Source organism: Faecalibacterium sp. i25-0019-C1 (assembly GCF_042854225.1).
Lineage (GTDB): Bacteria > Bacillota > Clostridia > Oscillospirales > Ruminococcaceae > Faecalibacterium > Faecalibacterium taiwanense.
In genome coordinates, this window is the sequence record NZ_AP031428.1 from 1062118 (window position 1) to 1076706 (window position 14589).

17 protein-coding genes are annotated in these 14589 nt (G+C 57.1%); 15 read left to right on the forward strand and 2 right to left on the reverse strand.

The features are described 5' to 3' along the window. Positions 1 to 118: 118 nt before the first annotated feature. From ACGHUK_RS05235 to glmS, 12 genes are all read left to right on the forward strand, one after another. Positions 119 to 829, forward strand: coding sequence for a MazG family protein (locus tag ACGHUK_RS05235; RefSeq protein ID WP_223387844.1), 711 nt, complete (start codon positions 119 to 121; stop codon positions 827 to 829). A gap of 54 nt (positions 830 to 883) precedes the next feature. Continuing rightward, positions 884 to 1153 carry an HU family DNA-binding protein gene (locus ACGHUK_RS05240; protein ID WP_005940126.1) on the forward strand — a complete coding sequence of 90 codons (270 nt, stop codon included), beginning with the start codon at positions 884 to 886 and terminating at the stop codon, positions 1151 to 1153. Between the two features lie 70 nt (positions 1154 to 1223). After that, on the forward strand, positions 1224 to 1481 hold the full coding sequence (locus ACGHUK_RS05245) for an RNA-binding S4 domain-containing protein (RefSeq protein WP_005940129.1): 258 nt from the start codon (positions 1224 to 1226) through the stop codon (positions 1479 to 1481). Between the two features lie 48 nt (positions 1482 to 1529). Next, complete coding sequence (locus ACGHUK_RS05250) at positions 1530 to 1814, forward strand: YabP/YqfC family sporulation protein (protein ID WP_005940132.1); 285 nt, start codon at positions 1530 to 1532, stop codon at positions 1812 to 1814. Further along, positions 1811 to 2251 (forward strand): hypothetical protein, encoded by a 441-nt coding sequence (locus ACGHUK_RS05255; RefSeq protein WP_120079515.1) that lies wholly within the window; start codon positions 1811 to 1813, stop codon positions 2249 to 2251. Before ACGHUK_RS05250 ends, ACGHUK_RS05255 begins: the two co-directional genes overlap by 4 nt. Positions 2252 to 2281: 30 nt before the next feature. Continuing rightward, positions 2282 to 2584: a septum formation initiator family protein gene (locus ACGHUK_RS05260; RefSeq protein ID WP_390575375.1), complete on the forward strand. Its 303-nt coding sequence runs from the start codon at positions 2282 to 2284 to the stop codon at positions 2582 to 2584. A gap of 39 nt (positions 2585 to 2623) precedes the next feature. Continuing rightward, positions 2624 to 3193 (forward strand): S1 RNA-binding domain-containing protein, encoded by a 570-nt coding sequence (locus ACGHUK_RS05265; RefSeq protein WP_005940140.1) that lies wholly within the window; start codon positions 2624 to 2626, stop codon positions 3191 to 3193. 105 nt (positions 3194 to 3298) lie between these two features. Then, positions 3299 to 4504 (forward strand): class I SAM-dependent RNA methyltransferase, encoded by a 1206-nt coding sequence (locus ACGHUK_RS05270; protein ID WP_005940143.1) that lies wholly within the window; start codon positions 3299 to 3301, stop codon positions 4502 to 4504. 7 nt (positions 4505 to 4511) lie between these two features. Then, entirely contained in the window at positions 4512 to 4706 is a 195-nt protein-coding gene (locus ACGHUK_RS05275) for a hypothetical protein (protein WP_390575377.1), read from the forward strand. A gap of 68 nt (positions 4707 to 4774) precedes the next feature. Continuing rightward, positions 4775 to 5644, forward strand: a complete 870-nt coding sequence (locus ACGHUK_RS05280; protein ID WP_154255381.1) for a DUF5685 family protein — start codon at positions 4775 to 4777, stop codon at positions 5642 to 5644. Next, complete coding sequence (locus ACGHUK_RS05285) at positions 5641 to 6198, forward strand: hypothetical protein (RefSeq protein ID WP_390575379.1); 558 nt, start codon at positions 5641 to 5643, stop codon at positions 6196 to 6198. Before ACGHUK_RS05280 ends, ACGHUK_RS05285 begins: the two co-directional genes overlap by 4 nt. 301 nt (positions 6199 to 6499) lie before the next feature. Next, the gene (gene glmS / locus ACGHUK_RS05290) at positions 6500 to 8320 is read left to right on the forward strand and encodes a glutamine--fructose-6-phosphate transaminase (isomerizing) (RefSeq protein WP_390575382.1); all 1821 of its coding nucleotides are present in this window, start codon (positions 6500 to 6502) and stop codon (positions 8318 to 8320) included. A 367-nt stretch (positions 8321 to 8687) separates the two neighbouring features. Here the strand turns inward: glmS and ACGHUK_RS05295 are convergent, their stop codons facing one another. Together ACGHUK_RS05295 and ACGHUK_RS05300 are read right to left on the reverse strand one after the other, a co-directional pair. Beyond that, the gene (locus tag ACGHUK_RS05295) at positions 8688 to 9953 is read right to left on the reverse strand and encodes an AI-2E family transporter (protein ID WP_223387841.1); all 1266 of its coding nucleotides are present in this window, start codon (positions 9951 to 9953) and stop codon (positions 8688 to 8690) included. A 48-nt stretch (positions 9954 to 10001) separates the two neighbouring features. Next, positions 10002 to 11348 (reverse strand): butyryl-CoA:acetate CoA-transferase, encoded by a 1347-nt coding sequence (locus tag ACGHUK_RS05300; RefSeq protein WP_005940161.1) that lies wholly within the window; start codon positions 11346 to 11348, stop codon positions 10002 to 10004. Between the two features lie 513 nt (positions 11349 to 11861). Between ACGHUK_RS05300 and coaD the strand changes: the two genes are divergently transcribed. The 3 genes from coaD (at position 11862) to ACGHUK_RS05315 (ending at position 14573) form a co-directional block, all read left to right on the forward strand. Further along, positions 11862 to 12368 (forward strand): pantetheine-phosphate adenylyltransferase, encoded by a 507-nt coding sequence (gene coaD / locus ACGHUK_RS05305; protein WP_371287957.1) that lies wholly within the window; start codon positions 11862 to 11864, stop codon positions 12366 to 12368. A 79-nt stretch (positions 12369 to 12447) separates the two neighbouring features. Further along, entirely contained in the window at positions 12448 to 13665 is a 1218-nt protein-coding gene (locus ACGHUK_RS05310) for an acetyl-CoA C-acetyltransferase (protein ID WP_097774827.1), read from the forward strand. Between the two features lie 122 nt (positions 13666 to 13787). After that, a complete protein-coding gene (locus ACGHUK_RS05315) occupies positions 13788 to 14573 on the forward strand; it encodes an enoyl-CoA hydratase-related protein (RefSeq protein ID WP_097774828.1) in 786 nt (261 codons plus the stop codon). Positions 14574 to 14589: the final 16 nt, after the last annotated feature.

The following is a 14589-nucleotide window of genomic DNA, read 5'->3' on the forward strand; positions in this document are numbered from 1 at the left end:
TCCTGTTTTTGCGAGCGGAAAATGCAGGCGAAATGCGGGAAATTTGCGCACTTTGTCTTGCAAAACTGCATGAGATGCGATACAATATACAGTATCTTTTACAAGGCAGGTGAGCGCTGTGCTGGACTGGCAGCCAAAGGCACCCTATACGGCAGAGCAGCTGCTGGAAATTCTGCGTATCCTGCGGGACCCGGAGAACGGCTGTCCGTGGGATAAGGTACAGACCCATGCTTCCATCCGGAAGAACTTTCTGGAAGAGACCTGCGAAGCGCTGGAGGCCATTGATGCTGACGATCCGCAGTTGATGCAGGAAGAGCTGGGCGATGTGCTGATGCAGGTGGCGTTCCACGCGGTGATCGAAGAAGAGCGCGGGCGCTTTACTTTTGAGGATGTCTGCCGTGAGGTGTGCGAGAAGCTGGTGTTCCGGCATCCGAACATCTTTGCGTCCTCGGCGGCACAAAATGCGGGTATAAACGGCTGGGATGCGCTCAAAAATAAGGAAAAGGGCCGCACCACTCTGGCTGATGAGCTGGGCACAGTGCCGGTTACGCTGCCTGCTTTGATGCGTGCCCAGAAGCTGCAGAAGCGTGCCGACCGCTGCGGGGCAGAGCAGTCTGCGCCGGAAACGGCACGGCAGGCTTTGCGGGCAGCACTGGACGGCTGGAACCGGGAACAGGACGCACAGGCGGCGGGAGAACTGCTGTTTGCTGCGGCCAATGCCATGCGGCTGGCTGGTGTGGACGCGGAGGAAGCGCTGACCTTTGCATCCAAGCGCTATTGTGCAGAACTGCTGGCGCAGAAAGAACAAAGCGGTACTCAGGTCGAGTGACCTGCTCCGATAGAGAAAAAAGAACACCAAGTAACAAATCTGGAGGGTATTTTTATGACGAAGACCGATCTGATCGCACAGGTTGCTGCGAACACTGAGATGAGCAAGAAGAGCGCTGAGCAGGCTGTCAATGCTGTGTTTGAAGCACTGAGCAAGGCCATGTCTGAGGGCGAAAAGATCACCATTTCCGGTTTTGGCACCTTTGAGATGCGTGAGCGCGCCGAGCGTCAGGGCATCAACCCCCGCACCCGTGAGCCGATCACCATTGCCGCTTCCCGCAGCATCGTGTTCAAGCCCGGCAAGTCCCTGAAGGACACCCTGTAAGCTGTATCTGCTTTGCCGCCGCTGCCTGCAAGAGGGTGCGGCGGCTTTTTTTGTGACAGGAGGAAGAACCATGCGTCTGGATAAATATTTGAAAGTTTCGCGTCTGATCAAGCGCCGCACCGTGGCAAACGAGGTGGCCGATGCAGGCCGCATCCTCATCAACGGCAAGATCGCCAAGGCCAGTCAGGCCGTCAAGGCGGGCGACATCATCGAGGTGACCTTCGGCAACCGGCCCATCAAGGTAAAGGTGCTCTCGGATGTGGAGCCGCGCACCAAGGATGTGGCCCGCGAGATGTACGAGATCATTGCAGAGGGCGAGCAGGCATAAAAGCCCCGGTCCGGTGCATAGGATGCACCAGAAAAGGGGAGACGAACCATGCCGGAAAAAACACCCAGAGATCCGCAGCCCGCGCCGCACGATCTGATCTTGGAAAGCCGCGCCCGCCTGACGGTGACCGGTGTGCAGAAGGTACTGCACTGCAATGCCGACAGCGCTGCCATGGAAACGGGCAAGGGCACGCTGCACCTGACCGGGGCGCAGCTGAACATGGCGGCGCTGGATCTGGAGACCGGGGAGGCGAAGTTCACCGGCCGCATCGACACGCTGGAATATACGGCCAGCGCACCGGCGGGCGGTTTCCTGCGCCGCCTGCTGCGATGATCCCGGTACTGCCGCCTGCAGCCCTTGGGCAGGAGATCGCTGCCTGCACGGTGCTGGGAGCCAGTATCGGCGCACTGCGGGCTGTATTCCCGGCCAGAGGGCGTGCAGCTTTTGTGCCGGATCTGGTGTGGATGGGTGCTGTGCTGGCTGCTGTGCAGAGCTACGCAGCAGGGCAGAGCAGTGCCGGTGTTCTGCGCTGGTACATGGCTGCGGCAGCCTTTGCCGGTGCCGGTGCAGCAGCCTTTGTGCTGGGTGCACCGCTGCGTGCAGCGGGAGGCGTTTTACAGCGCCGGGTGCTCCGGCCGGCAGAGCGGCGGCGCGCCCGGCGGAGAAAGGTGCGCAAACTACGCCGCAGCGCAAAAAGAACTGCAAAAAAGCGCAAAAAGAACTTGCCAAACCAGCGCCGCATGATGTATAATTCATATGTGTTAAAGTAAGAGTCAAATGCAACGGGGGCAGAAGAGATCATGGCAGCACCGGACCGCAGAAAACGCAAGAAGAAAGTGGTCGTTAAAACGCTTGTACGGGTGTTTTTTGTCCTGCTGCTGAGTATGCTGGCAGCATACATTTCCAATCAGGTCACCATCAGCTCCAAACGTGCGGAGCTGGACACGCTGAACGAGCAGATCGCCCAGCAAAAGACTGAAAACGAGGAGATGCAGCGCATTCTCAGCGGCGATGCAGACCAGATCACCGAGTGGGTCGCGCGGGATTCTTACAATTACGCTGCACCCAACGAGCGCATCTTTGTGGATGTGACCGGCAGCTGAATTGCTGCCCATTCTATGGAAAACAAGGAGTATTGAGTTTTGGCAATTGAGGTAGGGAACGTATTCGAGGGCCGCGTCACCGGTGTAAAGCCGTTTGGCGCTTTTGTCGCACTGCCGGAGGGCCGTGTAGGCATGGTCCATATTTCCGAGGTGTCCAACGAGTTCGTGCAGGACATTGCAGCTGTTCTGCACGATGGTGATATCGTCAAGGTGCAGGTGATCAACATTGCACCGGATGGCAAGATCGCGCTGTCCATCAAGCGCCTGCTGCCGCCGCCTCCGCGCCCGGCGCGTGAGGGCAGAGGCCCTGCAGGCGGTCCGCGCTCTGGTGGTCCCCGTCCGGGCGGCCCCCGCGAGGGTGGTCATTTTGGTGCAGGCCGCGGCGGCGCTGGCCGCCCCCCGCGTGAGGGCGGCAGAGGCCCTGCCCGCGACAGCGCACCCCGTGTATGGCAGCCCAAGGCTCCCGTCCGTTCCGATAACATGAGTTTTGAGGACATGATGAGCCGCTTCAAGAGCCAGAGCGAAGAGAAGATGGCCGATCTTGATCACGAGACCAATAACCGCCGCGGCGGTGGTTATGCGCCTCGCGGCCGCGGTGGCCGCCGCTGAGCGGAAAGGCCTGCGCTTTTCAAGCCTGATCAAAATAACGGAAACAGACCTGTCTCATTTGATCGGGCAGGTCTGTTTTTTCCGTAATAAAAGAAAGGAAACACAATGCCTGCAAAATTTGAACTGATCGCGCCCTGCTTTTTTGGGTGTGAATCCACTGCAAAATTTGAGCTGACCCGCATCGGCGCAGAGAATATCCGCGTGGACGATGGCCGTCTGAGCTTTGCCGGCGGCGCAGAGATGATCGCTGCTGCAAACCTTAATCTGCGCACGGTGGAGCGCGTGATGCTGCTGCTGGCCCGCTACAGGGCCGCCACCTTTGATGACCTGTTCGACGGCGTGTACGATATCCCGTGGGAGGAGCTGCTGCCCGCAGACGCAGCCTTTCCGGTCACCGGCTCTTCGCTGAACAGCCAGCTGTCCAGTGTGCCTGCCTGCCAGAGCATCATCAAAAAAGCTGTGGTCAAGCGCCTGATGGCAAAGCACCACACCTCTGTGCTGCCGGAGACCGGCGCGGAGTACAAGATCCGCTTCATGCTGCGCAAGGATCAGTGTGAGATCATGCTGGACACCACCGGCGACGGCCTGCACAAGCGCGGCTACCGCCGCAACGCCATGGAGGCACCCATCCGCGAGACTTTGGCGGCTACCATTGCAGACCTTGGCCGTGTGCGCCGCGACAGTCTGGTGGAGGACCCCTTCTGCGGCAGCGGCACGCTGCTGATCGAAGCTGCTCAGAAAGCCATGAACATTGCCCCCGGCCTGAAGCGCCGCTTTGCCGCCGAGCGCTATGGCTTTGTGCCGGCAGCCATCTGGGCTGAGCAGCGTCAGAAGGCACTGGCCGAGGCCAAGCTGGATGTGGGCTTTGAAGCCTTTGGCTATGATATCGACCCTGCCGCTGTGGCTCTGGCCAACGCCAATGCAAAGCTGGCCGGTGTGGAAAAGCGCTGCCACTTTGAAGTGGCTGATGTGGCCGACTTTGCCGCAAAGCAGGAGGCCATCGTGCTGACGAATCCCCCGTATGGCGAGCGCATGAGCACCATTGAAGGTGCTGCAAAGCTGGCCCGCACGCTGGGCCGGCAGATGGAAGCACACCCCTGTGCAGGCGTGTATGCGATCACTGCCGATATGGATTTTGAGACCCACTACGGCAAGCGTGCCAACAAGCGCCGCAAGATGTACAACGGCATGATCCCCTGCCAGCTGTATATGTACTACAGCGCGCCCAAGTTTGAGCACACTGCAAAGCCGATGCCGAAGTCCGGCTTTGACGGCAAGCGCACTGCACCGAACCGCTTTAACAAGAAGTAATTGAAAAATGTTACCTGCCGCACCGGAGCTGTCCAGTGCGGCTTTTTACATTGCAGCCGGTAATTACCGGAAAAAAACAAAGCGGGGCCTGAATTGGCAGGAGATGGAAATGGACGCAAATACAGGAAGTTTTACGCTGTGTTCCGCGCCACGTGCGGCAAAGATGAGACAAATTCATGCTCTTTTTACAAAGGATGGTTGAACCCGGGCTGAAAATGGATTATACTTACCTTATTATTCTGCGGTTCTTCCGAGGAGGAAAAGGTGCGTATGAAGGGTAGGATGCGGCCATATCTGCCGGAGCTCACCATCCGGGATTACAATATCTACCTGCGCTATCTGCGCGGGGTGCGACGTCAGCTGTACGAGGCGTACGGATTATATTCCTGCCATCTGCTGCGGAGCAACGGCGTGCTGTTTGCCATCCTTTCGGACAGTCTGGCCGGGCGGCAGGCCACTTGCCAGCGCAAGCGGGTCCCGGGCACACTGGCCTGGCGCAGGCTCATGTGCCAGACCCAGGGCATCCGGTTGGCCGCACAGGTGGAGGTGCTGCTGGGCTGGCACAACCTGCAGGACCGCAAATACAGCGAGCTGCGGCCGCTCAAGCGCCTGCGCCGTGCGGTGGACCGTCTGCTGCTGCGCCGCGCCTATGAGCGTGCCGTGCAGGAGAACCCGGCGCTGGAACGGCTGTTCGTGCAGGAGCGGGATCAGGCCGTGGTGCAGATGAACCTGAGCGCCAAGAACTACTCTCTTGCCGCTGAACCCATGAGCAACATTTACGGTGCACTGTATTCCACCCTTGCCACCGACGACCCCAGCCAGCGCAAGAGCATGCGCTACATCGGCAGCAGCATCGGCCGCATTTTTTACCTGCTGGATAAGGCTGAGCGCTTTGAGATGGACAAGAGCAGCGGCCGCTACAACGTGTTCGTAGTCAACGACCTGCGGGGACAGGCTGCGGCGGTGGAGAATGCCCGCCGTCAGGCACTGGCTGCCGCCAACGATCTGATCCGCGTGTACAGTATGCTGGACATCAAATTGAACCGCGGCCTGCTGGATAACATCATGCTGCTTGGCCTGCACCATGCGGTGGAACCGCTGGAAGCCGGTGCTGAGCACGAAAACTGGGAGATCCCATGAAGCAAAACCATCAAAAAAGCTGGGCCATGGCTTACTGCGGCATTGTGGCGGCGCTGTGCGTCGCACTGATGCTGCTGGGAGCTGTGATCCCCATTGCCATGTTCATTGCGCCTGCAGTGGCGGGCTTTCTTGTTGCAACAATCTGCGTGGAGTGCGGGATGCAGCTGGCTTTGACGGCCTATGCGGCAGTCAGCCTGCTGGCACTGCTGTTCGTGCCGGATAAGGAAGTAGCGCTGATCTTTGTGTTTTTGCTGGGGTATTACCCGCTGGCAAAGCCGAAGTTTGAGCGCATCCGCCCTGCGGTTCTGCGCATTGTCTGCAAGCTGCTGCTGTGCAACGGCACAGTGCTGGCCATGTACGGGCTGGTATTTCTGCTGGTGCCGGCGGGCAGCATTTCGCAGGAGCTGCGCACCACCGCGCTGGCTGTCTCGCTGGCAACGCTGGTCATGGGCAATGTTGCCTTTGTGCTGTACGACCGGGCATTGCATAACATGCTCATGATGTACCGGCTGGTCTGGCGGCCGAAACTTCATAAAACTTTGGGCTGGCGCTGAGCCAGCCTTTGTGCTATAATGGGGCATCAGAAAGGGGAGAGCGCAGCACACAGGTAACGCAAAGCGCCGGGCCACGCGGGTGACAGCCGCGAGGGTGACGAGGAGAGGAATCATCGAAAGATTCGGCGGATGTTTCTCCGGCTGAGGGCTAGACCAGCCGCAGAGAAGGGCAAAAAACGGCAGCAATACCGCAACAGATCCCTTCAAAGAAAGCCATACAAGAACATAAACTGTACTAGGAAGCTGACTGGATATCACTGCGCCTTTTTGCGCGGGAACGGTCGGTATGGAGGTGTTTTGTATGTGCGGCATTGTTGGTTATGTCGGTAAGCGCAGTGCGCAGGACGTGCTGCTGGATGGTCTGGAAAAGCTGGAGTATCGCGGGTACGACTCCGCCGGTGTGGCGCTTGCGCTGGACGGCGGCATCCGCGTGGTAAAAAGCAAAGGACGGCTCACCGCCCTGCGGGAAAAGCTGGCGGCGCAGCAGCTGGCACAAAGCTTCTGCGGCATCGGCCACACCCGCTGGGCTACCCATGGCGAGCCCAGCGATGTGAACAGCCACCCGCATTCGACCCCGCGCGTGAGCATTGTGCACAATGGCATCATTGAAAATTACGGCCTGCTCAAGGAGCGCTTGGCCGCAAAAGGCTATACCTTCCAGAGTGAGACGGACACCGAAGTGCTGGTAAAGTTGATCGACAGCTGCTATACCGGTGACCCGCTGCGTGCACTGCAGCAGGCGCTTGCCAAGGTGCGCGGCAGCTATGCGCTGGCCGTGCTGTTCCGGGATTACCCGGACACCATTTTTGCAGTCAAGCGGGAAAGCCCGCTGATCGTCGGCTGGGGCGAGGGCGAAAACTTTGTGGCTTCGGATATTCCGGCACTGCTCAAGTATACCCGGAAATACAGCGTGCTGGAAGAAGGGGATATGGCCGTCTGCACCACAGAGGGCATCCGCTTTTACAACGAATTTGGTGAGCCGGTGGAGCGCCAGCAGCTGAAGGCGGACTGGGATATGGAAGCTGCCGAAAAGGGCGGCTATCCCCACTTTATGCTCAAGGAAATCAACGAGCAGCCTGCGGCCATTATGGCCACGGTCAGCCCCCGTGTAGAGGACGGACTGCCGGTGCTGCGCATCCCGGAGCTGACCGATGAAGTGCTGCGCGGTATTGGCCGGGTGCATCTGGTGGGCTGCGGTACGGCTATGCATGCCGGTATGGTGGGCAAATCTGCCATCGAAACGTTGGCCCGTGTGCCCGCCGAGGTGGACATTGCCAGCGAGTTCCGTTACCGGGACCCCATTCTGGAAAAAAACGATCTGGTCATCATCATCAGCCAGTCCGGCGAGACCAGCGACACGTTGGCAGCGCTCAAGCTGGCCAAGAGCCGCGGCGTGCCGGTGCTGGCCATCGTGAATGTGGTGGGCAGCTCCATTGCACGTGCCGCAGATTATGTAATGTACACCTATGCCGGGCCGGAGATCGCGGTAGCATCCACCAAGGCGTATATGGTGCAGATGTGCGTGCTGTATCTGTTTGCACTGCGGCTGGCCTACGCGCGCGGACGGCTGAGCGAGGCAGAGACCCGCCGCTTTACGGCCCAGCTGCTGCGCGCACCGGAGGTCATCAAGCCGCGCCTTGCAGATTGTGAGCAGATCAAGTACCTTGCCAGCCGCTATGTGAACACCCAGAGCTGCTTCTTCATTGGGCGCGGGTTCGACTATGCGCTCTCGCTGGAGGGCAGCCTGAAACTCAAGGAGATCAGCTATGTGCACTCGGATGCCTATGCAGCCGGTGAACTGAAACATGGTACCATCAGCCTGATCACCGATGGTGTGCCGGTGATCGCACTGGCCACCCAGAAACAGGTGTACGAAAAGACCATTTCCAATGCCAAGGAGACCCGCAGCCGCGGCGCAAGGGTGCTGCTGTTTACCACAAAGGATGCTGTGGTGCCGGAAGGCGTGGCAGATGCCGTGATCCGGCTGGATGAGTATGAGGACATTCTGATGCCGCTGCAGCTCATTGTGCCGTTACAGCTGTTCGCCTATTATATGGCTGTTCTGCGCGGCTGTGACGTGGATAAGCCGCGTAATCTGGCCAAGAGCGTGACCGTGGAGTGACGGCACAAAACGCAGCCAGAAAGCCCTGCACGAAACAGAAATAAAAAAACAGGACCCGCGCTGAATCACTGAAGTGCATTCTGTCAAGTAGAAAAAATAATATAAGGTTTTTGTTCGCCGTTTCCACAAGGAGACGGCGAATTTTTTGTGCAAAATCGGTATCAGGCAGCTCGGTTCATGGCACCGACATGAGCCTGCATCGACATCTGGATGAACAGACGGTGCTGGTAACGGCGGTTGTTGCAGCAGTCAATCGTGAAGAGTGATTGTTCCTTCTTGACATGAAAATACCCCCAGAGTACTCAGAGTTTTTGTCTCTGTTTACTCTAGGGGTAGCGTATCACATGGAATGCTGGGGCATTGTGATTTATAGATTATTTGTTTCGGCAGGAGGTGCTTCCGATGCAGACGTTTCTACCGGAACATCGTCCTCCGGGTCGCCGAAGTTGTCGTGGTAAGTCTGCAGCAGGTCGATCTCCTTGTTGCGCTTCAGGCCGTGGATGACCAGCTTTTTGATCACATCATAGATGACTGCAAACAGCGGCACACCTACGATCATGCCCACAAAGCCCCACAGACCGCCGAACAGCAGGATGGCGAACAGTACCCAGAAACTGGAAAGACCGGTGGTGTTGCCCAGGATCTTGGGGCCGATCACGTTTCCGTCCAGCTGCTGCAGCACCAGAACGAACAGGACGAACCACAGCGCCTTGATGGGGCTCTGAATGAGGATCAGCAGGGTGGCGGGCACGGCACCGATGAACGGGCCGAAGAAGGGAATCACATTGGTCACGCCGATGATCACGGAAACCAGAAGGGCACTGGGGAACTTGAAGATCAGGCAGCCGATATAGCACAGCACGCCGATGATGGCGGAATCCATGATCTTGCCGTTGATGAAGCCGCCGAACATCTTATCGGCGTACTTCACTTCTTCCTTGATCAGCTCTGCCCAGCGGGGCTTGAAGATGCTGTAGAGCACCAGCTTGGCCTGCTGCACAAAGCGCTTGCGGCTGGCCAGCATATACACGGCCACGATGATGCCGATGATCAGGTTCTTGGCCATGGTCACTACGTTCAGCACACCCACTGCGGCACCGCTGACGATGTTCTGCATGGAGGGCAGGAGCCGGGTCTTGATCAGATCATCGATATTGGTGCTGATGGTGGCATAAGCAGAATTGAGCATGTCCATGATCTGTTGGTTGTTCTCAATGAACTCCACATGATTCGCCCACTGCACGAACTTTGCGAGGTTGCGCTGCGCAGTGTAGTACAGGGTGGTCACGCTGGTAATGAGCTGCGGAATGATCATCATGCACAAAGCGTAGATGAGGAGCAGGCCGAACAGGATGGTCAGCGTAACGGACAGCACATTGACCAGACCATGCATCTTTTCCGGGATGAACCGGCGCAGAAAGCTCTCGATGGTGTTGCACACAGGCTTGAGCAGGTAGGCGATGACGGCACCGTAGATGAATGGCATCAGAATGCCGGTCAGCGTGGAGATGGCATCACCAAAACCATCGAAGCGGTAGATCAGGAAAAAGAAGATGATGCTCAGGGAGATCGCTCCAAATCCTGCCAACATCCCGTAGAGATAGGGCTTGATGTGCGGCTTTTTGTCCATCATGATAGACTCCATTTCAGCCGCGGACAGCAGGAATCCCCGCGGCACTTATCAGATTTTGTTGCTCCTGCGCCAGATGTGCATTTTTTCGGCTTCCTTGATCAGGTCTTCACGGAAGTCGGGATGTGCTACGCTGATCAGAGCTTCGGCCTTTTCCCAGGTGGTCAGGCCCTTCAGGTTCACGCAGCCGTACTCGGTGCACAGGTAGTGGATGTTGGCACGGGTATCGGTGACGATGCTGCCGTTTTCCAGAGTGGGACGGATGCGGCTCTCCAGCTGGCCGGTCTTCTTATTAAAGAAGGTAGAGGACAGGCAGATAAAGCTCTTGCCACCCTTGGAAAGGTATGCGCCCAGAACGAAGTCCAGCTGACCGCCGGCACCGGAGATTTGCTTGAGGCCTGCAGTCTCGGCGTTCACCTGACCGAACAGGTCGATGTCCACAGCGTTGTTGATGGAAATAAAGTTATCCAGTGCGGAGATGCTGCGGATATCGTTGGTGTAGTCCACGGGTGCAGACATGCACTCCGGGTTATCGTTCAGGTAATCGTACATTTTCTGGGTGCCGGCACCGAAGGCGTAGACCTGACGGCCCTTGTCCAGCTGCTTGCATGCACCGGTGATCTTGCCGGCCTTGGCGATATCCACAAAGGCATCCACATACATTTCGGTGTGCACGCCCAGATCCTTCAAATCGCTCTGTGCGATCAGGCTGCCGATGGCATTGGGCATACCGCCGATGCCCAGCTGCAGGCAGGCACCGTTGGGGATCTGCGGAACGATCAGGTTGGCAACCTTCAGATCCACTTCGGTAGCAGCACCGGGAGCGGCCATCTGGCCGATGGGCGGGTTCTCGCCTTCCACGATGCCGGTGACCTGAGAAATGTGGATGCAGTTCTCCATGCCGCCAAGGCAGCGGGGCATGTTCTTGTTGACCTCAACGATGATCTTCTTGGCTTTTTCGCACACAGCACCCAGATGAGATGCACTGGGGCCGAAGTTGAAGTAGCCGTGCTCGTCCATGGGGGTCACCTGGAACACCGCCACATCCAGCGGATCCGGGCTTTCGCGGTAGTAGCGGGGCAGCTCGGAATAACGGATGGGGGAGTAGAAGGAGAAGCCCTGTGCAATGGCCTTGCGCTCAATGCCGCCCATATGCCAGCTGTTCCATGTCATGTGTGCAGCGGGATCGTCGATCTGGAAGATCGCGGGCACCCACATCAGGATGCCGCCGCGGAAGTTGACACCTTCCAGCTCAGGCAGACGCTTTGCGATCTCGGCATCCACCGCCACAGGGGTGTTCACAGCCCAGCCGTAATCCACCCAGTCACCGCTTTTGACCAGTGCGGCAGCCTGAGCGGCGGTCATTTTCTTCTGAGCATACAGTTCCGTAAAATCCATTATAAACCATCCTCTCCTATAATAACATAAAGGAATTGTAAATTTATCATTTACTCTTCCTGCACGGACAAATCTTTGCAGGATGTTTACCACCTGTTGGCAATTTGAACACAGCTCTGACACAGGCGGATGATATCCTGATAACCAGCAGAAGGCAGCTGTCGGACAGGGCAGCAGATCTGCACAACTTAGTTATAACATTAACAATGTGTAGAATCAATAGTTTATCGAGAAAATTTTGACCGACTGGCAATATGGACAAAATTCGCGGAGTTTTTGGACGATTGTTTGGTGCTGAAAAACCAAAATCTTTGCAAAAGGACTTGATAAAATTTTGACGATATGGTTTACTTATAGCGTAGCAAGCAGCTGCGATGCAGCACGACATTGATTGTTTAAATTTTAACGATAAAACGTACAGCTTGCACAAAAATCTTGCACCCAAGACTGGAAAGTGCTATCATGGCAGAACCAAAACGCGCTTTTCACAGCGCTCAAGGAGGACACCAGACGATGGCAACAGCAGTTTATCCCGGTTCGTTCGATCCGGTCACAAAAGGGCATCTCGATATCATCAAGCGCGCAGCAAAGATCAACGATCATCTGATCGTGGCGGTGCTCAACAACAACGCAAAGAATCCGCTGTTCACCGTGGAGGAACGCGTGGAGCTTTTAAAGGAATGCTGCAAGGGCATCCAGAATGTTTCGGTGGAGAGCTTCGACGGCCTGACCGTGGAGTTCGCCAAGAAACGGCACGCTTCGGTGATGGTGCGGGGCCTGCGGGCGGTGACGGATTTTGAAAACGAGATCCAGCTTGCGCAGACCAATCACGCACTGATGCCCGGCATCGAGACCATGTTTCTGGCAACGAGCATCAAGTGGAGCTACCTTTCTTCCACCATTGTAAAAGAGGCAGCTTACTACGGCAGCGACATCGGTAAGTTCGTCACACCCAATGTGGAAAAGGCGGTCAACGAAAAGTATGCGCTGATCCGGCAGAAAAAAGACCCCGAGACCTAATTTGTAAAAGCGCTTACGGGCGTTTTGATAAAAATGGCTTACGAAAAGTAACACATACACAATTCAGGAGGCTATTCACATGAAAAAGATCGTTATCGCATCTGCATGCCGTACCGCTATTGGCAAGTTCGGCGGCACTCTGGCAAACGTTCCCGCAGTTGAGCTGGGCTCCATCGTCATCAAGGAAGCTCTGAACCGTGCAAACGTCGCTCCCGAGCAGGTCGATCATGTCTACATGGGCTGCGTCATTCAGGCCGGTCTGGGCCAGAACGTCGCTCGTCAGGCTGCTCTGAAGGCTGGCCTGCCCATCGAGACCCCGGCTGTCACTGTCAACGTGGTGTGCGGCTCCGGTCTGAACTGCGTCAATATGGCTGCTCAGATGATCGAGGCTGGCGATGCTGATATCGTGGTCGCAGGCGGCATGGAGAACATGGACATGGCTCCCTTCGCACTGCAGAAGGCTCGTTACGGCTACCGCATGGGCGCTCCTATGGGCAAGAGCGAGATCGTGGATACCATGGTCAACGATGCTCTGTGGGATGCCTGCGGCTTCAACAAGCACATGGGCATGACCGCTGAGAACGTCTGCACCAACGAGACCTATCAGAAGAAGTACGGCTACAGCCCCATCACCCGTGAGATGCTGGACGAGTTCTCATACAACAGCCAGCTGAAGGCTGACAAGGCCATCAAGGACGGCGCTTTCAAGGACGAGATCGTTCCCGTTGTGATCAAGGGCAAGAAGGGCGACACCGTGTTCGATACTGATGAAGGCCCCCGTCTGAGCGCTCCTGAAGTGCTGGCAAAGCTGAAGCCCGCTTTCACCAAGGACGGCATCGTGACCGCCGGCAACTCTTCCGCCATCAATGACGGCGCTGCTGCTCTGGTCATCATGAGCGAGGAGAAGGCTAAGGAGCTGGGCGTGAAGCCTCTGGCTACCTGGGTCGCAGGTGCTTTGGCTGGCGTTGAGCCGGAAGTCATGGGTCTGGGCCCCATCGCTGCTACCAAGAAGGTCATGGCTAAGACCGGCATGAGCGTTGCTGACATGGATCTGATCGAGGCCAACGAGGCATTTGCTGCTCAGTCTGTGGCTGTCAGCCAGGCTCTGAACTTTGATATGAGCAAGGTGAACGTCAACGGCGGCGCAATTGCTCTGGGCCACCCGGTCGGCGCTTCCGGCGCTCGTATCCTGGTCACCCTGCTGTATGCTATGAAGCATCGCGGTGCTCACAAGGGTCTGGCTACCCTGTGCATCGGCGGCGGCATGGGCTGCGCTACCATCGTTGAGATGGACTAAGTTCCACCTCTTGGAATCCTGACTGAATGACAGACCCGGGCGGGGAAGGGAACCGGAGAGCCTTTCCTCCGTCCGGGGGCTGTTTGTGATAATTGATAAGATTTGAATAGGAGGTTTTCACAATGGCATTTGTAAAAACCGAGGTGCAGGGTGCAGTTGAGATCATTACCATCGACCGCCCCAAGGCACTGAATGCCCTGAATCCCGAAGTTCTGGCAGACCTGAAGGCAGCTTTTGAGGCTGTGGATCAGGAGACTGTCCGCTGCATCGTTCTGACCGGCGAAGGCGACAAGAGCTTCGTGGCAGGTGCAGATATCGGTTCCATGAGCACCATGACCAAGGCAGAGGGTGAGGCCTTCGGCAAGCTGGGCAATGATGTGTTCCTGATGATCGAGAGCTTCCCCATCCCCGTTATTGCAGCCGTGAACGGCTTTGCACTGGGCGGCGGCAACGAGCTGGCTATGAGCTGCGACATCCGCATCTGCTCTGACAACGCTGTGTTCGGCCAGCCGGAAGTGGGTCTGGGCATCACCCCGGGCTTCGGCGGCACCCAGCGTCTGGCACGTCTGGTCGGCATGGGTATGGCAAAGCAGCTGGTCTACTCTGCACTGAACATCAAGGCGGACGAGGCTCTGCGCATTGGTCTGGTGAACGCTGTGTATCCTCAGGCTGAACTGATGGAGAACGTGCTGAAGCTGGCCGGCAAGATCGCAAAGAATGCACCCATCGCTGTACGCAACTGCAAGAAGGCAATCAACGGCGGCATCAGCCTGCCCATCGAGAAGGCTGTTGAGGTCGAGGAAAAGCTGTTCGGCAGCTGCTTCGAGACCCACGACCAGAAGGAAGGCATGGCCTGCTTCCTGAGCCGTGAGAAGCCGAAGCCCAAGGCAGTGTTCACCAACAACTAATCCATTACTACATAAT

Coding starts and splice junctions, on each gene's coding strand:
- ACGHUK_RS05240 (WP_005940126.1), top strand. CDS start 884: ATGACGAAGACCGATCTGATCGCACAGGTTGCTGCGAACACTGAGATG.
- ACGHUK_RS05245 (WP_005940129.1), top strand. CDS start 1,224: ATGCGTCTGGATAAATATTTGAAAGTTTCGCGTCTGATCAAGCGCCGC.
- ACGHUK_RS05250 (WP_005940132.1), top strand. CDS start 1,530: ATGCCGGAAAAAACACCCAGAGATCCGCAGCCCGCGCCGCACGATCTG.
- ACGHUK_RS05255 (WP_120079515.1), top strand. CDS start 1,811: ATGATCCCGGTACTGCCGCCTGCAGCCCTTGGGCAGGAGATCGCTGCC.
- ACGHUK_RS05260 (WP_390575375.1), top strand. CDS start 2,282: ATGGCAGCACCGGACCGCAGAAAACGCAAGAAGAAAGTGGTCGTTAAA.
- ACGHUK_RS05270 (WP_005940143.1), top strand. CDS start 3,299: ATGCCTGCAAAATTTGAACTGATCGCGCCCTGCTTTTTTGGGTGTGAA.
- ACGHUK_RS05275 (WP_390575377.1), top strand. CDS start 4,512: ATGTTACCTGCCGCACCGGAGCTGTCCAGTGCGGCTTTTTACATTGCA.
- ACGHUK_RS05280 (WP_154255381.1), top strand. CDS start 4,775: ATGAAGGGTAGGATGCGGCCATATCTGCCGGAGCTCACCATCCGGGAT.
- ACGHUK_RS05285 (WP_390575379.1), top strand. CDS start 5,641: ATGAAGCAAAACCATCAAAAAAGCTGGGCCATGGCTTACTGCGGCATT.
- glmS (WP_390575382.1), top strand. CDS start 6,500: ATGTGCGGCATTGTTGGTTATGTCGGTAAGCGCAGTGCGCAGGACGTG.
- ACGHUK_RS05295 (WP_223387841.1), bottom strand. CDS start 9,953: ATGATGGACAAAAAGCCGCACATCAAGCCCTATCTCTACGGGATGTTG.
- ACGHUK_RS05300 (WP_005940161.1), bottom strand. CDS start 11,348: ATGGATTTTACGGAACTGTATGCTCAGAAGAAAATGACCGCCGCTCAG.
- coaD (WP_371287957.1), top strand. CDS start 11,862: ATGGCAACAGCAGTTTATCCCGGTTCGTTCGATCCGGTCACAAAAGGG.
- ACGHUK_RS05310 (WP_097774827.1), top strand. CDS start 12,448: ATGAAAAAGATCGTTATCGCATCTGCATGCCGTACCGCTATTGGCAAG.
- ACGHUK_RS05315 (WP_097774828.1), top strand. CDS start 13,788: ATGGCATTTGTAAAAACCGAGGTGCAGGGTGCAGTTGAGATCATTACC.